This window comes from Vibrio sp. T3Y01 (genome assembly GCF_013114525.1).
Taxonomy (GTDB): Bacteria; Pseudomonadota; Gammaproteobacteria; order Enterobacterales; family Vibrionaceae; genus Vibrio; species Vibrio chagasii_B.
This window is the reverse complement of sequence record NZ_VTXJ01000011.1, coordinates 12,242-29,571: the sequence shown is the minus strand read 5'-3', so window position 1 is coordinate 29,571 and position 17,330 is coordinate 12,242. Positions and strand designations below refer to the sequence as shown.

Annotated in this window: 19 protein-coding genes; 11 read left to right on the top strand and 8 right to left on the bottom strand. The window is 43.7% G+C overall.

All coding sequences use genetic code 11. The features are described from left to right. Positions 1 to 407 precede the first annotated feature (407 nt). Entirely contained in the window at positions 408 to 1,805 is a 1,398-nt protein-coding gene (locus F0232_RS13630; RefSeq protein WP_171750841.1) for a peptide MFS transporter, read from the top strand. Between the two features lie 93 nt (positions 1,806 to 1,898). Here F0232_RS13630 and hemH read toward each other — a convergent pair whose 3' ends face one another. The 3 genes from hemH to htpG form a co-directional block, all read right to left on the bottom strand. Next, positions 1,899 to 2,861, bottom strand: a complete 963-nt coding sequence (gene hemH, locus F0232_RS13625; protein WP_061034167.1) for a ferrochelatase — start codon at positions 2,859 to 2,861, stop codon at positions 1,899 to 1,901. 275 nt (positions 2,862 to 3,136) lie between these two features. After that, a complete protein-coding gene (gene adk, locus F0232_RS13620; RefSeq protein ID WP_061034168.1) occupies positions 3,137 to 3,781 on the bottom strand; it encodes an adenylate kinase in 645 nt (214 codons plus the stop codon). Positions 3,782 to 4,170: 389 nt separating this feature from the next. Then, positions 4,171 to 6,075: a molecular chaperone HtpG gene (htpG, locus tag F0232_RS13615; RefSeq protein WP_116871763.1), complete on the bottom strand. Its 1,905-nt coding sequence runs from the start codon at positions 6,073 to 6,075 to the stop codon at positions 4,171 to 4,173. 269 nt (positions 6,076 to 6,344) lie between these two features. Between htpG and F0232_RS13610 the strand changes: the two genes are divergently transcribed. The 4 genes from F0232_RS13610 (at position 6,345) to F0232_RS13595 (ending at position 8,968) form a co-directional block, all read left to right on the top strand. Then, positions 6,345 to 7,256 (top strand): transcriptional regulator, encoded by a 912-nt coding sequence (locus tag F0232_RS13610; protein WP_061034170.1) that lies wholly within the window; start codon positions 6,345 to 6,347, stop codon positions 7,254 to 7,256. 1 nt (position 7,257) lies between these two features. Further along, positions 7,258 to 7,773, top strand: a complete 516-nt coding sequence (locus F0232_RS13605; RefSeq protein ID WP_008223800.1) for a regulatory protein ToxS — start codon at positions 7,258 to 7,260, stop codon at positions 7,771 to 7,773. 110 nt (positions 7,774 to 7,883) lie between these two features. Further along, positions 7,884 to 8,639, top strand: a complete 756-nt coding sequence (locus tag F0232_RS13600; RefSeq protein ID WP_171750840.1) for a sulfite exporter TauE/SafE family protein — start codon at positions 7,884 to 7,886, stop codon at positions 8,637 to 8,639. Between the two features lie 17 nt (positions 8,640 to 8,656). Then, on the top strand, positions 8,657 to 8,968 hold the full coding sequence (locus F0232_RS13595) for a SelT/SelW/SelH family protein (RefSeq protein WP_162884335.1): 312 nt from the start codon (positions 8,657 to 8,659) through the stop codon (positions 8,966 to 8,968). 24 nt (positions 8,969 to 8,992) lie between these two features. Here the strand turns inward: F0232_RS13595 and yfcE are convergent, their stop codons facing one another. From yfcE to F0232_RS13570, 5 genes are read right to left on the bottom strand one after another with little or no spacing between them, the layout of a single operon-like run. Then, positions 8,993 to 9,538 carry a phosphodiesterase gene (gene yfcE / locus F0232_RS13590; protein ID WP_171750839.1) on the bottom strand — a complete coding sequence of 182 codons (546 nt, stop codon included), beginning with the start codon at positions 9,536 to 9,538 and terminating at the stop codon, positions 8,993 to 8,995. A gap of 47 nt (positions 9,539 to 9,585) precedes the next feature. Next, the gene (locus F0232_RS13585) at positions 9,586 to 9,993 is read right to left on the bottom strand and encodes a CBS domain-containing protein (RefSeq protein ID WP_116871761.1); all 408 of its coding nucleotides are present in this window, start codon (positions 9,991 to 9,993) and stop codon (positions 9,586 to 9,588) included. Continuing rightward, complete coding sequence (locus F0232_RS13580; RefSeq protein WP_004737873.1) at positions 9,990 to 10,340, bottom strand: P-II family nitrogen regulator; 351 nt, start codon at positions 10,338 to 10,340, stop codon at positions 9,990 to 9,992. Before F0232_RS13580 ends, F0232_RS13585 begins: the two co-directional genes overlap by 4 nt. After that, complete coding sequence (locus F0232_RS13575; RefSeq protein WP_004737872.1) at positions 10,330 to 11,124, bottom strand: DUF1538 domain-containing protein; 795 nt, start codon at positions 11,122 to 11,124, stop codon at positions 10,330 to 10,332. The genes F0232_RS13580 and F0232_RS13575 overlap by 11 nt, the downstream gene beginning before the upstream one ends. Then, positions 11,121 to 11,855, bottom strand: coding sequence for a DUF1538 domain-containing protein (locus tag F0232_RS13570; protein ID WP_061034175.1), 735 nt, complete (start codon positions 11,853 to 11,855; stop codon positions 11,121 to 11,123). The genes F0232_RS13575 and F0232_RS13570 overlap by 4 nt, the downstream gene beginning before the upstream one ends. Positions 11,856 to 12,159: 304 nt before the next feature. Between F0232_RS13570 and F0232_RS13565 the strand changes: the two genes are divergently transcribed. The 6 genes from F0232_RS13565 (at position 12,160) to F0232_RS13540 (ending at position 17,283) form a co-directional block, all read left to right on the top strand. Beyond that, positions 12,160 to 13,074: a TIGR01777 family oxidoreductase gene (locus F0232_RS13565; RefSeq protein WP_116871760.1), complete on the top strand. Its 915-nt coding sequence runs from the start codon at positions 12,160 to 12,162 to the stop codon at positions 13,072 to 13,074. Between the two features lie 43 nt (positions 13,075 to 13,117). Further along, a complete protein-coding gene (locus F0232_RS13560; RefSeq protein ID WP_116871759.1) occupies positions 13,118 to 13,945 on the top strand; it encodes an SDR family oxidoreductase in 828 nt (275 codons plus the stop codon). A 397-nt stretch (positions 13,946 to 14,342) separates the two neighbouring features. Then, positions 14,343 to 15,197, top strand: a complete 855-nt coding sequence (locus tag F0232_RS13555; RefSeq protein WP_008224546.1) for a co-chaperone YbbN — start codon at positions 14,343 to 14,345, stop codon at positions 15,195 to 15,197. A gap of 204 nt (positions 15,198 to 15,401) precedes the next feature. Next, positions 15,402 to 16,331 carry an SPFH domain-containing protein gene (locus tag F0232_RS13550; RefSeq protein ID WP_008224544.1) on the top strand — a complete coding sequence of 310 codons (930 nt, stop codon included), beginning with the start codon at positions 15,402 to 15,404 and terminating at the stop codon, positions 16,329 to 16,331. A gap of 3 nt (positions 16,332 to 16,334) precedes the next feature. Then, entirely contained in the window at positions 16,335 to 16,784 is a 450-nt protein-coding gene (locus tag F0232_RS13545) for an NfeD family protein (RefSeq protein ID WP_105057472.1), read from the top strand. A 319-nt stretch (positions 16,785 to 17,103) separates the two neighbouring features. Next, positions 17,104 to 17,283 carry a hypothetical protein gene (locus tag F0232_RS13540; protein ID WP_004737863.1) on the top strand — a complete coding sequence of 60 codons (180 nt, stop codon included), beginning with the start codon at positions 17,104 to 17,106 and terminating at the stop codon, positions 17,281 to 17,283. Positions 17,284 to 17,330 lie beyond the last annotated feature (47 nt).

The window sequence follows — 17,330 nt, the reverse complement described above, 5'->3', positions numbered from 1 at the left end:
TGCGTAGCAAACCAATTTATCAACAAAAAATTATAGATATAAAAGTGATTAAGCATTGTACAGAGTTCTATTGCCAATCAAAAGGTGCGCTTCTATGGCTGCATATACAGTCAAAAAATAAAACACACCGTTCCCTTTAGTGACGATAGGATACATAAAATTGATAACTCACGCCTTTAATATTCAAGAATTTTTTCAATAAGATCATTTAACAACCAGCTCAAATCTGGAAAATTAGTTTGCAGCACGCATTTTAAGGGCGACATTACCAACAAAGCATATAATTTTCATACACTTACAAAATGCAGGTTATCGTTACCATAAAATACCTCTATTGCAGATGTTTATCCCACTCTGTATACATAAGTAACTATAAAATCTTTTAATAACTAAAATTAGTAAAACTTATGCCAAGCAATCACAACATCTTTGGCCACCCTAGAGGCCTATTTCTACTTTTCAGCACAGAGCTATGGGAACGTTTCTCCTACTACGCTATGCGTGCGATTCTTGTTTTATTCTTAACAGATACAACAATCAACGGCGGGCTGGGTTGGTCTACAAAAGACGCACTCGATCTTTATGGTATCTACACTGGCCTGGTCTACATCACACCATTAATCGGTGGTTGGATTGCCGACAACTACCTAGGGCAACGTAAATCGATTCTAATCGGTGGCGTGCTTATGGCACTTGGTCAATTTACGCTGGCTCTACCTACTGGCTTTATGGGCTTAGACCAAGTAAGTGCACTTTACTTAGGTTTAGGGCTGCTTATCAGTGGTAACGGTATGTTTAAGCCAAACATCTCAACTATGGTTGGTGACCTTTACCAAGAAGGTGATAACCGTCGTGATGGCGCATTTACAATTTTCTACATGGGCATCAACTTAGGTGCACTATTCGGTGGTCTTATCTCTGGTGCTGCGGCTGAGTCATACGGCTGGAAAGCAGGTTTCCTAGCGGCTGGTATCGGTATGGTTATTAGCTTAATCATGCAAATGACGATGGCTCAATCATGGCTGGGTAATATCGGTTCTGTGCCAGCAGCTGCACGCGCAAAAGCTCTGAGTAAATCGAAAGAGAAAGCACCGCTAACTAAAGAAGAGTTCGATCGACTAAAAGTTATTCTGATCATGGGTCTGTTCGTGATTATTTTCTGGGCAGGCTTTGAACAAGCTGGCGGCCTAATGAACATCTACACTCAACAATATACAGACCGTATGATTGGTGATTTTGAAGTTCCGGCTGCGTGGTTCCAATCTCTAAACCCATTCTTCATCATTACACTTGCACCAATCATTGCTGCATTCTGGGTGAAGTTAGGTAAGCGTGAACCAAACTCACCGGTTAAATTTGCGATGGCTCTGTTCTTCTTGGCGCTAGGCTTCGTTTGCATGATGGGCGCGGTAATGGAGCAAGGTGGTGACCTTACAGTTAAAACTTCGATGCTATGGTTAGTAGGTGCATTCTTCTTCCATACACTTGGTGAGCTTTGCCTATCTCCTATCGGTCTATCGTTAGTGACTAAGCTGGCACCGCTACGTTTAGCATCACTAATGATGGGTGCATGGTTTGGTTTCAACGCTATTGCAAACTACGTAGCTGGCCTTGTGGGCTCTCATGTAGGTGAACTAGGCGCGATGGCAATCTTCAGTGGTATTGCAATTACAGCAACGATCAGCGGCATCTTACTACTTCTTTGTGCTGGTAAGCTTGTATCTTGGATGCACGGCGTAGAGAGCAACATGACGCTAGAGTCTGAACCAAAAGAAGAGCGTACTGCAGAAACTTCTGTTGCTTAATATCTAATATCGTTCAGTGTCTAATAGACGCTAGAGAACATTCAAAAAAGGGCTGCTCATTGAGCAGCCCTTTTAATATTTATTTAGCCGATATTAACGGTGAATCTGTACCAGTTCAGCCATCATGTCGATATGCGAATCTCTGTCGTTGAGACACATGATATAGCTAAACTCAGAACCACCAGCGTCAATGAAGGTTTCCTTGCACTGATCTGAAATCTCTTCCAGCGTTTCTAAACAGTCCACCGAGAAAGCTGGAGCCATGATATCAATCTTCTTGATGCCTTTGCTTGGCAATGATTCTAGCGTCTCATCGGTATATGGCTTTAACCACTCTTCTCGACCAAATCGAGACTGGTAAGTCATGGTGATATCGTCTGCAGATAAACCAAGCTCCTCAGCGAGTAGCTTAGTTGTCGCTTCACAATGTTGAGGGTAGATATCCCCTTCATCTGCCAATCGCTTCGGAATGCCGTGGAAAGAGCAAACCAAATGATCCGCTCGGCCATTTTTTTCCCAATGACTACGAACACTCTCAGCCAGTGCTTTGGTGTAGCTAGGATGTGCGTAGTAGTCACGGATAAAACGGTAGCTTGGAATAACAGGCATCTGTTTAAAGGCTTTGGTTAACCCATCAGAAACCGCAGCAGTGGTGGTGCCCGAATACTGAGGATACAGAGGCAGTACGATGATCTCCTCAACGCCCTGCTCCATCAGCTGCTCAACGCCCGCTTTTAGGCTTGGGTTGCCATAAGTCATGCCTAAGGCGACAGGCATCTCTAACTTCTTTTGTAGCTTTTCAGCTTGTCTTTGAGAGTACACAAGCAGTGGTGAACCGTCTTCCATCCAAACAGATTGGTAAAGCTTGGCTACTTTAGGTGAGCGAATCGGTAAAATCACCCCGTGCAAGATTGGGCACCACAGCCAGCGCGTTAGGTTAACAACTCGCTTGTCGTGCAAGAATTCACTCAAAAATCGACGAACGCCAGCCGGGGTCGCAGAATCTGGCGTACCTAAGTTCACCAGTAAAACACCCTGCTTTTTATTATTTTCCATAGATACCTGAGACCAATATGTGATTTTGTAGAGAGTAATATACTAATCTGCTTAAGTTTAAGATCATTGCTTATCGCTAAATGTCTAAATAATCATTTGAGCGTGAGGTTTCACAACGTCAACTTTAGATGATGGATGCTCTTTTCAAAACTTACAGCCTTGGGTAGAGGACTCATCATTGCCTTAGATTGGTATCGTACTAAAAATTGAGACAAAAAAAGCGACCTTTAAGGTCGCTTACAATATATCAAATTCTAAAACTGGCTGTTAGCCAATTATGCTAGTGCTTTCTCAAGTTCTGCACTAACTTCAGCAACTTGCTTAGTACCGTCAAACTTAAGGTACTTAGTGTTACCTGCTTCAGCTTCTTTACCGTAGTAAGAGATTAGCGGAGCTGTTTGCTCGTGGTACACGCCTAGACGAGCACGAACTGTTTCTTCTTTGTCGTCATCACGTACAACTAGCTCTTCACCAGTTACGTCATCTTTACCTTCTTCTTTTGGTGGATTGTACACAGTGTGGTATGTACGACCTGAAGGAAGGTGAGCACGACGACCAGCCATACGCTCAACAATCACATCGTCAGCTACGTCGAATTCAACAACGTAATCTACAGCGATACCCATTTCTTTTAGGCCATCAGCTTGTGGGATTGTGCGTGGGAAACCGTCTAGTAGGAAACCTTTCTCACAGTCATCTTGAGCGATACGCTCTTTGATAAGACCAAGGATAATTTCATCAGAAACTAGCTGACCAGCGTCGATTACTGATTTTGCTTGCTTACCAAGCTCAGTACCCGCTTTGATAGCAGCACGTAGCATGTCACCAGTTGAAATTTGAGGGATACCAAATTTGTTCATGATGAAGTTAGCTTGAGTGCCTTTACCCGCGCCAGGAGCACCTAGAAGAATGATGCGCATGTTTAATCCTCTTATAAAATTATGATTTATACCGAAGCTCACTATCCCAACTTCCTAGCTCATCGTTTAGATGAACAGAAATCGTTAGGTAACCGTTGAGGTTAAGCAAAACTGCAAATAGAAGCAAAACGGTAAGTTTCGGTATAACGTTTAAAAATCATACAACTGGAACAAATTGGATCCTAGTACCAGCTGATTAGGTCGAGCATTCTATCACATTAATATTCAATTTGGCTGAATTTACGACTAAAGAATGCATCGCCTCATTTTGTTGTGACGATAACGGTGACGTTGACCACGTTTAACATATTTTCAACGACGTTCATTAAAAAAAGCCCGCATTTGCGAGCTTTTAATTACAATTCGTGGTTTAGCCCAAAGTCGAAAGACTAACGCTTTGTTAGCAGCTCGTTGATTGCACCCAAGAATTGTGACGGATCTTCCATAGAGCCTTTCTCAGCTAGCATCGCTTGACCAAGTAGTAGCTCAACCCAACGACCAAACGCTTGCTCATCGGCTTCGTCAGCCATTTGTTTAACAAGTGCGTGCTCTGGGTTAATTTCAAAGATGTACTTAACTTCAGGTGCAGCTTGACCTGCCGCTTCAAGAAGCTTAGCCATTTGCGTACCCATTTCGAAGTCATCCGTTACAACAACTGCAGGTGTCGTTGCGAGTTTAAACGTAGTACGAACTTCTTTAACGCGATCACCCAGGTAAGATTGAGTGCGCTCAACAACAGACTTAAACTCTTCTTCAGTCTCTTTCTGCTTTTCTTTCTCTTCTTCACCTTCAAACTTGCTTAAATCTAAGCCCGCTTTTGTGATCGATTGGAATTGTTTACCGTCAAAGTCTGTTAGGTAGTTCATTACGTACTCATCGATGCGATCGTACATCAGCACCACTTCAATACCTTTTGCTTTAAACTGCTCCAAGTGTGGGCTGTTTTTAGCTGCTGCGTAGCTATCTGCTGTCAGGTAGTAAATCTTATCTTGGCCTTCTTTCATACGCTCAACGTAAGATGCTAGGCTGATTGTCTGGTCTGCAGAATCAACTTCTGTAGATGCGAAACGAAGAAGACCTGCGATCTTCTCTTTGTTTGCCATGTCTTCCGCTGGGCCTTCTTTCATTACAAGGCCAAACTCTTTCCAGAATTCTAGGTACTTCTCGTTGTCATTTTTCGCCATGCGCTCAAGCATTGTAAGTACACGCTTAGTACATGCACCACGAAGAGACTGAGTCACCTTGTTATCTTGAAGGATTTCACGCGATACGTTCAGTGGTAGATCGTTTGAGTCAATCAGGCCGCGCACGAAACGCATATAAGATGGCATGAACTGCTCTGCGTCATCCATGATGAATACACGCTGTACATAAAGTTTCAAGCCGCTCTTGTGGTCACGGTTCATCATATCCCAAGGTGCTTTAGCTGGGATATAAAGCAGGCTTGTGTAATCGTTCTTACCTTCAACCTTGTTGTGGCTCCACGTTAGTGGATCAGCAAAGTCGTGAGATACATGCTTGTAAAACTCTTGGTACTCTTCTTTCTCAATGTCTGACTTGTTACGAGTCCAAAGCGCTTGAGCTTTGTTAATCTGTTCCCAATGTTTCTCTTCGGTGTCTTTACCTTCGTCATCTTTAACCGCAGTTAAGATAGAAACAGGGATACCAATGTGATCAGAATATTTACCAATCACTTCGCGCAGACGCCATTCATTTAAGAACTCTTTACCGTCTTCACGCATATGAAGAATGATGTCAGTACCACGAGACTCTTTAGTGATGTCTTCGATTGTGTAATCGCCTTCACCTGCAGAGTGCCATTGCACGGCTTCATTGCTTGCAAGGCCTGCGGCACGTGTGCGAACCGTTACCGCATCAGCAACGATGAATGCTGAGTAGAAACCAACACCAAATTGACCAATCAATTGAGAGTCTTTGCTTTGGTCTTCAGATAGCTTTGAGAAAAAGTCTGCTGTACCTGATTTAGCAATGGTACCTAAATGTTCAATAACGTTGTCACGGCTCATGCCGATACCGTTATCAGAAATCGTTAACGTATTTGCCTCAGCGTTAAATGACAGTTTTACACCGAGGTCTGCGTCGCCTTGATAAAGTTCGCCGTTTGATAGTGCTTGAAAACGAAGCTTGTCAGCCGCGTCAGATGCGTTAGAGATCAGCTCACGTAGAAAGATTTCTTTATTTGAATACAGTGAGTGAATCATTAGATGAAGTAGTTGTTTTACTTCAGATTGAAAGCCACGAGTCTCTTTATTTTGCGTTGCTGTTTCGCTCATTTTTACTCCAAAACATCTATACTTTATGTTGAAAACTACAGGGGCGGGATACGTAATGCCGCTCTGATGTTCATTAACATGAGGATGACAATTGTAAATTCAAGGTCAAAAATCATAAAAACACTGTTTTTTTGATCTGTTTTTATTATCCTTGAGTCTCATAAATATAAAAGAACATAAAAGAAGTCATGATTTGGTGAAGATTTGAATAAATTTCACCTCAGATTTGTCTATTTCGCACTCAAAATAACCCAAAGTAGAAGAATTCAATGAGCAATATCGGCACAAAGTTTATTCTCGCGCAGCGGTTCGTATTCGATCCAAACAGCAACTCACTTGTTGACCAAATGAGCGACGGCGAAGTCGTACGCCTTGGCAGTAATGAAAGCCGCATTCTCCTAATGCTGTCGGAAAGACCCAATGAAGTTATCACTCGTAATGAATTACATGAATATGTTTGGCGTGATCAAGGTTTTGAGGTTGATGACTCAAGCCTAACTCAAGCCGTTTCAACACTACGTAAAATGCTGAAAGATTCAACGAAATCTCCAGAGTTCGTTAAGACTGTGCCTAAACGCGGTTATCAATTTATCGCAACCGTTGAACGCTCAGCGCCACTTTCATCAAACGACCAACCTGCTGCAGTTGAAATTGCCGAAAATGACGTAGAACCAAGCTTAACGTTTGCAACGGCATCTGTGGCGGAAGACGTTGTTTCTGAGACTCGCCTGCCAGAGCCTGTATCTAAAGTTCAAGAAACCACGGTTTCCGTTGAGCCGCAGCAAGTACCACCAGCTACAGACACGAAGAACAGTAACAAGTGGTTAATCCTTGGTTTGCTGTTTGCCGCTGTCATGATGCCAATTATGGTGCTCACCTTTACCAATCCAGCGGAATCTGAATTCCGTACATTAGCAGAAGTCGATGGTGTAAAAGTTCAGTCACCAATTAATCATCCAGACCTTACCAGCTGGCTGCCTGCTATTGAGAAGTGTGTATTACGTTACAACACCAATCACACTGGTATGCTGAAACCAACTGAAGTGATTGCGACAGGTGGGCAAACTAACAACTTAGCCCTCAACTACATTCACCCGCAAGAATACTCTAGCGAAAACATTACTCTAAGAATTTATGCAAACCAGTCGGACGTAGACGACATTTGTAAAGGTGGCCAGTAACATGAAATTAAAAGTATCTATTATCTTACTGGTTCTTTCTGCTTTTCTAAGTGGTTGGTTGTATTGGGGTAGTGACGCAAAAGTAGAGCGCCTACTTACCTCACATGAGTGGCAATCAAAAATGGTGACGCTGATCAGTGATACCAAGCAAGCGGATTCAATCGGTCCACTGCGTAAAGTTGAGCTGTCATCAAATGCTAAGTACCTACCGAATGGCACGTATCTGAGAATGTCGGTGGTAAGGCTATACGGCACACAAACCGCACCAGCTAACGTAATCAACATTTCAGAGACGGGGCAGTGGGATATCAACGACAACTACCTACTGGTTTCGCCAACTGAGTTTAAAGATGTTACATCGGCTCAGCGCCAAGACTTCTCTCAAGAGCAACTAGAGCTGATTACTCAAGTAATCAAGATGGATGCAGAGCAAAGTCGTCGCATCGATATTGTTAACCCGAAGGCACTGCTACTGACTAGCTTAAATCACGGTTCTACCGTATTGTTTTCGAACTAACATTGAAAAGCTATTTACGACATATCGATGGATGAATACCATTCACGATAAACCTAAAGAAGGGGCATGAAGCCCCTTTTTGTTATCTTAAACTCAAAGATAAAAACTCTATGGATTGGATAAACTCACTCGCCTTATTCTTTGGCTCATTAGTCGCCAACACGCTTGCCTCTTTATCAGGTGGCGGTGCTGGGCTTCTACAGTTCCCTCTTCTCATCTTTCTAGGACTGCCCTTTTCAGTTGCACTGGCTACCCACAAAGTCGCTAGCGTCGCTCTCGGCTTAGGTGCTGCATATACCCATATCAAGGGTGGCATGTTAAGTTGGAAAATTTGTATCTACCTAATTATCGTCGGCAGCATTGGAGTGGTCGTTGGCGCGAATATCGTACTCATGATCCCAGATGCCATTGCACAGAAACTGCTTGGCGCAATGATCTTAGCACTGGGCGTTTACTCACGACTAAAGAAACAATTGGGTCAAGAAGAGCAGCTTAAAAACCGAGACATAAAAGGTTGGATAATTGGTGGGGTTGGACTTGCACTCATTGGCATCATCAACGGTTCACTCACTGCCGGATCTGGTCTTTTAGTTACCCTATTTCTAGTTCGTTGGTTTGGTTTTACTTATAAACAAGCCGTCGCATTAACCATGATATGTGTCGGTTTGTTCTGGAATGGCATCGGTGGTATTGCCATTGTTCAAGCGGGTGCACCAATATACTGGGTATGGTTACCCATATTACTGCTGAGTTCATTCATTGGTGGGAGCTTAGGCGCTGTTCTGGCAAACCGCTCGAGTAATCAACTCGTCAAAACGGCTTTCGAAATATTGACGTTTGCCGTCGGCATCAAACTATTGCTTTAGAATTTTCAAGGTTATCTATGAATACAGAGTTAGATCAAAACAACCCTACCGTGGCAAAAGCAACAATAGCGATACACTACTGCCGTCAATGTAATTGGATGCTTCGCTCAAGTTGGTTGTGTCAGGAGCTGCTTCATACCTTCAGCGAAGAGATTGAACAAGTCAGTTTAAACCCAGATACCGGTGGACGATTTGAGATCTTTTGCAATGGGATACAGATATGGGAAAGAAAAGCGGACGGCGGCTTTCCTGAAGCGAAAGTTCTGAAGCAAAGAGTGAGAAACATCATTGCTCCAGACAGAGACCTCGGCCACGTGGATTCAAAATAAACCCATGACGGCCAGTTCTATGATTTAAAGCTGGCCGCTAACCAGTACATCGCCGTCAAGGCTGATCACTTTGAAGGTACCATTCTCGTAGATACCATAGCTTGCAGCATGCCCTTCTCGTGGGAACGTCACCGAGCTAGGGTTAAAAATGAAGATGTCATCTTGGTACTCAGCAACTGGGATATGGGTATGACCATGAGCAATGATATCACCCGCTTTCAGTGCTGGTCGTTTCTTTGTGTTATACAGGTGACCGTGAGTTAAGAAGATACGTTGGCCTGACTCTAGTAACACCCATGAGTAATCCATCATCATTGGGAAAGAGAGCAACATCTGATCGACTTCGCTGTCGCAGTTACCACGGACAGCAATGATCTCTTGGGAGAACTCGTTCAGCTTGTCTGCAACAGCTGGCGGGTTGTAACCCTCTGGAATCGGATTTCTAGGGCCATGATTCAGAATGTCACCCAGTAGGATTAAATATTGGGCACCCGAAGCTTGGTATAGCTCTAATACCTTTTCTGTTGCTGGTAGCGAACCGTGTAGGTCTGAAGCAAAAAATAATTTCACACGTACTTCTCCATAAAATTTATGGGCCTATTGTACGTACCTATCGGCTATACGTCATCTCTCACCATACCGTTGATAACAATATTATTGTAACTAACCATACCGACAATCTTATTATCACGGACCACAGGAGCGCGGCTAATACCAAAGCGTTCAAATAGGCGCGCACAGTACTTCACATTCATCTCGGCAGACACGCTTAACGCGGGCTTAGTCATGATTTCATAAATATTGGTGCGTTCGGGAGAGCGATTTTTGGCTAAGACTTTTTTGGCAATGTCGTTCATCAACACAATCCCGTACTCATCATCTTGATGACGCTTATCCACAATGATTGCCTTTACCTTATGCTTTTTCGCCATTTCTATCGCCGCTAACACTGTGGTTAAGCCATCAATAATCACATAGGTATTAGCCATTACATCGCCAACCCGGATTTTGTCACTGGTACTCATAGCTCATCCTCCACAACTTTAGTTAATGTCTCGACTTGATGCGCAACCCCAACCGCATCTTCAACATCGATTTGTACTGCTATTCCTTGCCCTGATTCTTGGTCGAACTCGCCAACTTTGCCGATGGTCTCTAAAATGTGTCGTGCTAAGTGCTCTTCAACGACGAACAGCAGCACATCTTTTTGTACCTCAAGCGTCAAACCGAAGAAGGTACGTTTTTGGTTTAGCCCCTGCCCTCTGGCATTGTTGATAACGGTGGCCCCCGTCGCGCCCGCATCACGCGCCGCGTCGAGTACGATGTCAGTCTTGCTCTCTTCCACAAACGCTAAGATCAATTTAAAGCGCATCTTTGCTCTCCTTAGAGGTGTGTAAACGGTTTAACCATTGCGTTATTTGGGCATAGCCCATTACTGAAATAATCGGAAACAAGCTAGCAAAGGCGATTAACCCAAAACCATCGATCACCGGGTTTCTCCCAGGTACGGTAGAGGCAAGTCCAAGCCCCAATGCTGTCACCAATGGCACTGTCACCGTCGATGTGGTTACACCGCCCGAGTCATAGGCCAAAGGCACTATAAGTTTGGGCGCGTAAAACGTTTGGATCACCACAACCACGTAACCAACAATGATGTAGTAATGAATAGGATCACCAGCCACGATCCGATAGCTGCCCAGCGAAATACCGATTGCAACACCGAGTGCAACGGCAATCCGGAGCCCATTGACGCTAATACTGCCACCGGAAACTTGATTCGCTTTAATCGCAACCGCTATCAATGAAGGCTCGGCGATCGTGGTACTGAATCCGATACAGAACGCAAAAAGATAGACCCAGTAATAATCAAACCATGTTAGGGCTAAGCCAGAACTGATTTTAAATTCAGTAAGAAAAGACGGCTCAGTTAACTGCATCGCCATCGTCTCTCCTAAAGGAAATAAGGCCAGTTCTAGCCCCATCAAGAAAAGAGACAAGCCAAGAATGACGTAAAAGAACCCTATCAATACTTTGGGCAGGTTGTTGACTGGCCTGCGTAGCACCGCCAATTGAAAACCAAATATGATCACCGCAATCGGAATCACATCCATCACGGTGCCAAGAAAGGTATCGATAAACTGTTGAACACTGATCATGTCACCACCATTCCATAGACCATGACAAACATCATCGGCAGCAGTGAAGCGAATGCGATCAATCCAAAACCGTCGATCATCGGATTACGCCCTTTAATGGCTGAAGCCAAGCCCACGCCTAATGCCGTCACCAACGGAACGGTGATGGTTGATGTGGTGACGCCGCCAGAATCATACGCTATGCCAATGATATTTTCGGGGGCAAAAGCAGTGAGCACCACCACACCAATATAGCCACCGATGATCATGTATTGAATTGGCCAACCTTTTAGGATCCGAAGTACCCCAAGTAATATTGCGATACCTACCGACAATGCAACGGTGAAACGCAGGCCGTCGGCGTATTCTTCCATTTCATCATTAGAATTAGGTATTACACCGCCCTCGGCTGCCACTTCTGCTGCTTCTGCCGCCACCGCAGTTAAAGCAGGCTCCGCTATGGTTGTTCCAAAGCCCAAGCAAAAAGCAAAAGTCAGTAACCAGAACACACTTCCTTTGCGGGCAAAAGCTTGAGCCATAGATTCGCCAATCGGGAACAGCCCCATTTCAAGCCCGAAGATAAAGAATGTGAGCCCAAAGACCACCAGCACTAAACCCGCCAAAATAGACAACAGATGAGGAAGCGGCTCTTGCAAAACAGCAAGCTGGAAAAAAGCGATCACCGCAACAATAGGCAATAGATCACGAAGGCTACCTAACATAGCTCGAAACAAAGCTAGCACTGCCGTCATCGCAACTCCCTATAGCCAATAATTACGTTTGATTATCTATCCGTAGTAATCATGGCAAATCCTTATTATTTCTAATGTGATAAACATTACGCAGTTGGTAACATATGCGAGTAAAATCTCTTAACTGTGATAACGATACACATATCTAAACTAATGAATTAAATTTCACTGTTTAACCAATTGTTGGTGCGGCTATTTAGGTATCACACGATTGAAACCAACTGATCGTTATAGTGATTTTTTCGTATTGGTTGGCGACTAAAAACAAGCCATGTCTATAATTATGTTTAATAAGGAGATTGGTATGAAGATATTGTTAACTGGTGGTACTGGATTTATTGGCTCTGAATTGATCAAGAGCTTGAACACTGACGACGTCACATTGCTCACGCGAAACACTGAAAAAGCGAGACAATGCCTAAGCCACCTGAACCAAAACAACCTTCATTACATCCAATCCCTTGATGAGCTGAATGACGTCAACGATTTCGATGCAGTGATAAACCTCGCTGGTGAACCGATTGCAGACAAACGCTGGAGTGATGAGCAAAAAGAGAGAATCTGTAGCAGCCGCTGGCTGATCACAGAGAAGATCGTCGAGCTCATTCAAGCAAGCACAACACCACCTGAAGTCTTTATCAGCGGATCTGCCGTCGGCTACTATGGCGACCAGCAACAACACCCATTTGATGAATCACTGCAAGTCGAAGACGAGAGCTTCCCTCATAAAGTTTGTGCTCACTGGGAAGAGATAGCTAAACGAGCCGAATCAGAGAACACTCGCGTTATCCTATTAAGAACAGGGATTGTTTTGGGTGAAAACGGTGGCGCACTCAAAAAGATGCTGATGCCTTACAAGCTTGGTGTTGGTGGTCCATTAGGGTCAGGTAAACAGTACATGCCCTGGATTCACATGCTCGACATGGTCAGAGCCATAAATCACTTGTTGTCACTCCCTCACGCTCAAGGGGAATTCAACATGTGCGCTCCGCACCCTGTGACCAACAAGCAGTTCAGTAGCACCCTCGCGAAACAATTGCGTCGCCCACATTTCTTATTCACCCCCAAATGGGCGATGTCGCTACTAATGGGCGAGTCGTCCTGCCTACTGTTCGATAGCATTCGTTCCAAGCCTAAGAAGTTAACTGAGATGGGCTTTATATTCAGTTACTCAAGAATCGAGCCTGCATTAAAAAACTTGTTACAACATCAAGACTAATTCTTTACTCTAAGAGCAAAGAAGCTCTTACAAAGGATTAAGTGTGAACAAGTCGATTCTCATCACTGGTTGCTCAACTGGCATTGGCTACACCTGTGCTCACGCACTTCACAAACGCGGCTTTCATGTCATCGCATCTTGCCGCGACCCACAAGACGTTCAACGTCTTCAAGAAGAAGGCCTCATCTGTATCCAGTTGGATCTTGCCAACAAGGAAAGTATTGAGAACGGAGCTAAGCAAGCCATAGAGCTAGCGCCAAGTGGGTTATATGGACTGTTCAACAATGGCGCGTATGGTCAGGCCGGTGCCTTAGAAGATCTACCGACGCAAGGGCTAAGAGAACAGTTCGAAACCAACTTTTTTGGTTGGCACCACCTCGTTTGCCAGATCCTGCCTCATATGCGAGAGCGCGGCGAAGGGCGTATTGTCCAAAACAGTTCGGTACTCGGCTTTGCTGCGATGAAATATCGTGGTGCGTATAACGCATCAAAGTTCGCAATTGAAGGTTGGACCGACACTCTACGTTTAGAGCTACATGGCAGTGGCATACACATTTCATTACTGCAGCCCGGCCCAATCGAAACCCAATTTCGAACCAACGCCTTAAAAGCTTTCAATAAGTGGATCAACATAGAAGGCAGTGTTCATCAAAATGCTTACCAAAAACAAAAAGGCCGACTTGAGAAAGAGTCATCGAATAACGCGTTTGTTTTGCCTGCTGAAAGCTGTATCGAACCTGTTTATCACGCGCTCACCGCCAGTAAGCCAAAGTTACGATACCGAGTCACCACTCCCACTAAGGTGTTTGCTGTATTAAAAAGATTACTTCCGAGCCGCTTGCTAGACCCTATTCTAAGAAAAGCCGCATAAATTACTAACTTTGAATGAACAGTCGCAAACTTTAATGTAACGATGTAATTTATTCGTAACAATAAGATGTCATGATTTAGCCTATCTCATCAGTTATCCCCAATTGATGGACTAGCCCTTTGGATACTTCATGACTTTAAACCGCCTTAATTTGGTAGGTCTGAGTCTGGCAATTACGTTGTTTATTCTGTTTTGAGTATCTTACGTAATACCTCACTGAGCACCTCACAGATAACGCTGTGTCTTCCATGTCGAGTTAACAACTCTATCAACATTGAAGCATGGCGTTTTTCTATTTTTGCCTCTTTTTATCCGAGATTACCCAGTTAGATCTTGAAGTTACCCGCTTATCCCCCCATATTTGCAACGTATCCCAAACAAATCTCAAGGAACGTAAATGCAATCTCCGCATATTGTTGAACTTAATGAGCAGAACTTTCGTCAAGTACTAGAAGGTTCGATGCAGACCCCTGTCCTCATCCATTTTTGGGCACCAATGAGCCAAGAGAGTGCTCAAGTCATTCCTGAACTACAAACCTTAACTCAGCAATACAATGGTGCATTCACGCTCGCCCTATTAAATTGCGAACAAGAGCAAGCCATTGCTAGCCAATTTGGTGTTCAAGCACTGCCTACTATTGCACTGTTTGTTAACGGTCAACCTGTCGATGGCCTAGGTGGCCCGCAACGCATAGAAGCAATTGTGGAAATGCTTGGCAAACACCTTCCAAGCCAAGATGAATTGGCACTACGCCAAGCACTTGAGCAGATGCAAGCCGGTGAGCACACTCAAGCTTTAGCGGCTATGCAGCAGCTTCCAGCAGAACTAACGAGCAAAGGTGAAGTTAAACTGGCAATTGCAGAGTGTTTACTAGAAACCCAGCAATTTGACCTTGCTGAGGCTCAGCTGGCAACAATTCCACTCGAGTACCAAGACAACTACTACAAAGGCTTAGTCGCCAAGCTTGAACTTCATAAGCAAGCTGCCGATAGTCCAGAGATCCAAGCATTAGAAGCGGCGCTGCAGCAAAACCCAAGCGATGCGAAAACCGCGTCAGAATTGGCACTGCAATACCATCAAGTAAACCGTAGTGAAGAAGCAATGGACCTACTGTGGTCTTTCCTAGTCAAAGACCTCAATGCTCTTGATGGAGACATGAAAAAAGAGTTCATGGATATCCTAAGTGCACTTGGGCAAGGCAATCCTGTTGCTAGTAAGTACCGCCGTCAACTTTACTCTCTGCTTTACTAATTAGGCTCCTTGATTCCTAAATAGTAAGTAGTCAAATACAAAATCGACAAAGCAACTCATAATCTTTTTGAATGAAAAACTCGTAATGGGCCATAAAATCAATGTTTTATGGCCCATTTCTCATTTATAAATTTGCTCCCACTTTAAATATGCGCCAGTATGAGTAATAAATAATTTGAAACTTAAACTTGCAAAGGACTTTGTATGCCTATCGATACTTTGATTACTATTGGCGTCTTTACTGTCGTCGCACTGCTCTTTATTTTCGCTGGTGTAAAAACCGTACCACAGGGTAATAACTGGACGGTAGAGCGCTTCGGCCGCTACACACACACCCTAAAACCAGGCCTTAACTTAATCATTCCGTTCATTGATAAGATCGGTCAACGAATCAATATGATGGAGCGAGTTCTTGATATCCCCGCGCAAGAAGTTATCTCTAAAGACAATGCCAATGTGGTTATTGATGCGGTCTGTTTCGTACAAGTGATTGATGCACCGCGAGCAGCGTATGAAGTCAATGACCTCGAGCACGCGATTCGTAACCTAACTTTGACTAACATTCGTACGGTACTGGGTTCAATGGAACTTGATGAGATGCTAAGTCAACGTGACATGATCAACACCAAGCTTCTTAACATCGTGGATGAAGCCACCAACCCGTGGGGCGTAAAGGTTACCCGTATCGAAATTAAAGACGTACAGCCACCAGCAGACCTGACGGCTGCGATGAATGCTCAGATGAAAGCGGAACGTAACAAGCGTGCCGATATCTTAGAAGCAGAAGGTGTAAGACAAGCTGAGATCCTTAAGGCTGAAGGTCACAAACAATCAGAGATCCTAAAAGCTGAAGGTGAAAAGCAAGCCGCAATACTTCAAGCAGAAGCACGTGAACGTGCGGCAGAAGCAGAAGCGAAAGCAACAGAAATGGTATCAACCGCAATTGCACAGGGTGACATGCAAGCCGTGAACTACTTTATTGCACAAGGCTATACCGAGGCATTGAAGTCAATTGGACAAGCAGAAAACGGTAAGATCATCATGCTACCACTTGAAGCGACTGGCCTAATGGGCTCTGTTGCTGGTATCGCAGAAATGTTCACACACAAGAATGATACAAATAGTAAGGACTAACTTATGGTCGAATTACTAGAACAAGTAAACCACTGGCATTGGCTGGCGTTTGGTCTAGCGTTGCTTGCACTTGAACTGGTTGGAACCGCTGGTTACTTTTTGTGGATAGGCATCTCAGCCATGTTGGTCGGTGCTCTTTTAGGTGCTCTACCAATTGGTTGGCAGATGCAATGGCTATCCTTTGCTAGCTTCTCCCTTATCACCACTTGGTTGTGGTGGAGAAGGCAACTATCTAGTGATAAGCGGTCAGATTCAAATAGAGAACTCAACCAAAGAGAAAAGCAGCTGGTAGGTCAAACCCTCGTTCTAAGTGAAGACGTCAAAAAAGGTAGCTGTCGTATTAAGTTCGGTGACTCTTCTTGGTCTGCAAAGGCTAGCCAAGATATTCCATCTGGCACAGAAATAAAGATTGTTGCTTTAGACGGAATAGTTCTAATAATAGAACCTTTATAGCTTATTAATATATAAAGCCTGCATTTTCAATAAATGCAGGCTTTTTTAGTTTTTATTCATCAATAATATTTTAAATATCATTACGATAGATTTAATTGATAACAAAATAAGTTCTTATTTCATAAAGCTAAAAAATTTGAATGAATCCAAAAGGCATAAGAAAGCCAAGTTTGTTAGCCAAAATACATATGAATAGTTCGTCTCACTATCGCTTAATTATAATTATTAAAAATGTTAAGTCCGTCCAATTTTTGAAATTTTCTTCACCTTGTCCATACTTTCACTTATCTCAATCGGAGATAAAACTAACGGAGTTTGTATGAGACATTTTCTAATCATTGTTACGGCTATTTTTAGCTTGTCATTCGGAAGCGCTCTAGCGAGCAGTCAATCACCAGGTAACGGTAATATGGGACCTATTGTTAAGTGTTCAGATGGTAACGCGGTCACTCATGTACCACTACTGATCTGTAAACATTACGGCGGAAAAGTGCTGTGATAAGTGGTTAAGTCAGGCTAGTAACATCATTTACAGCCTGACTGATA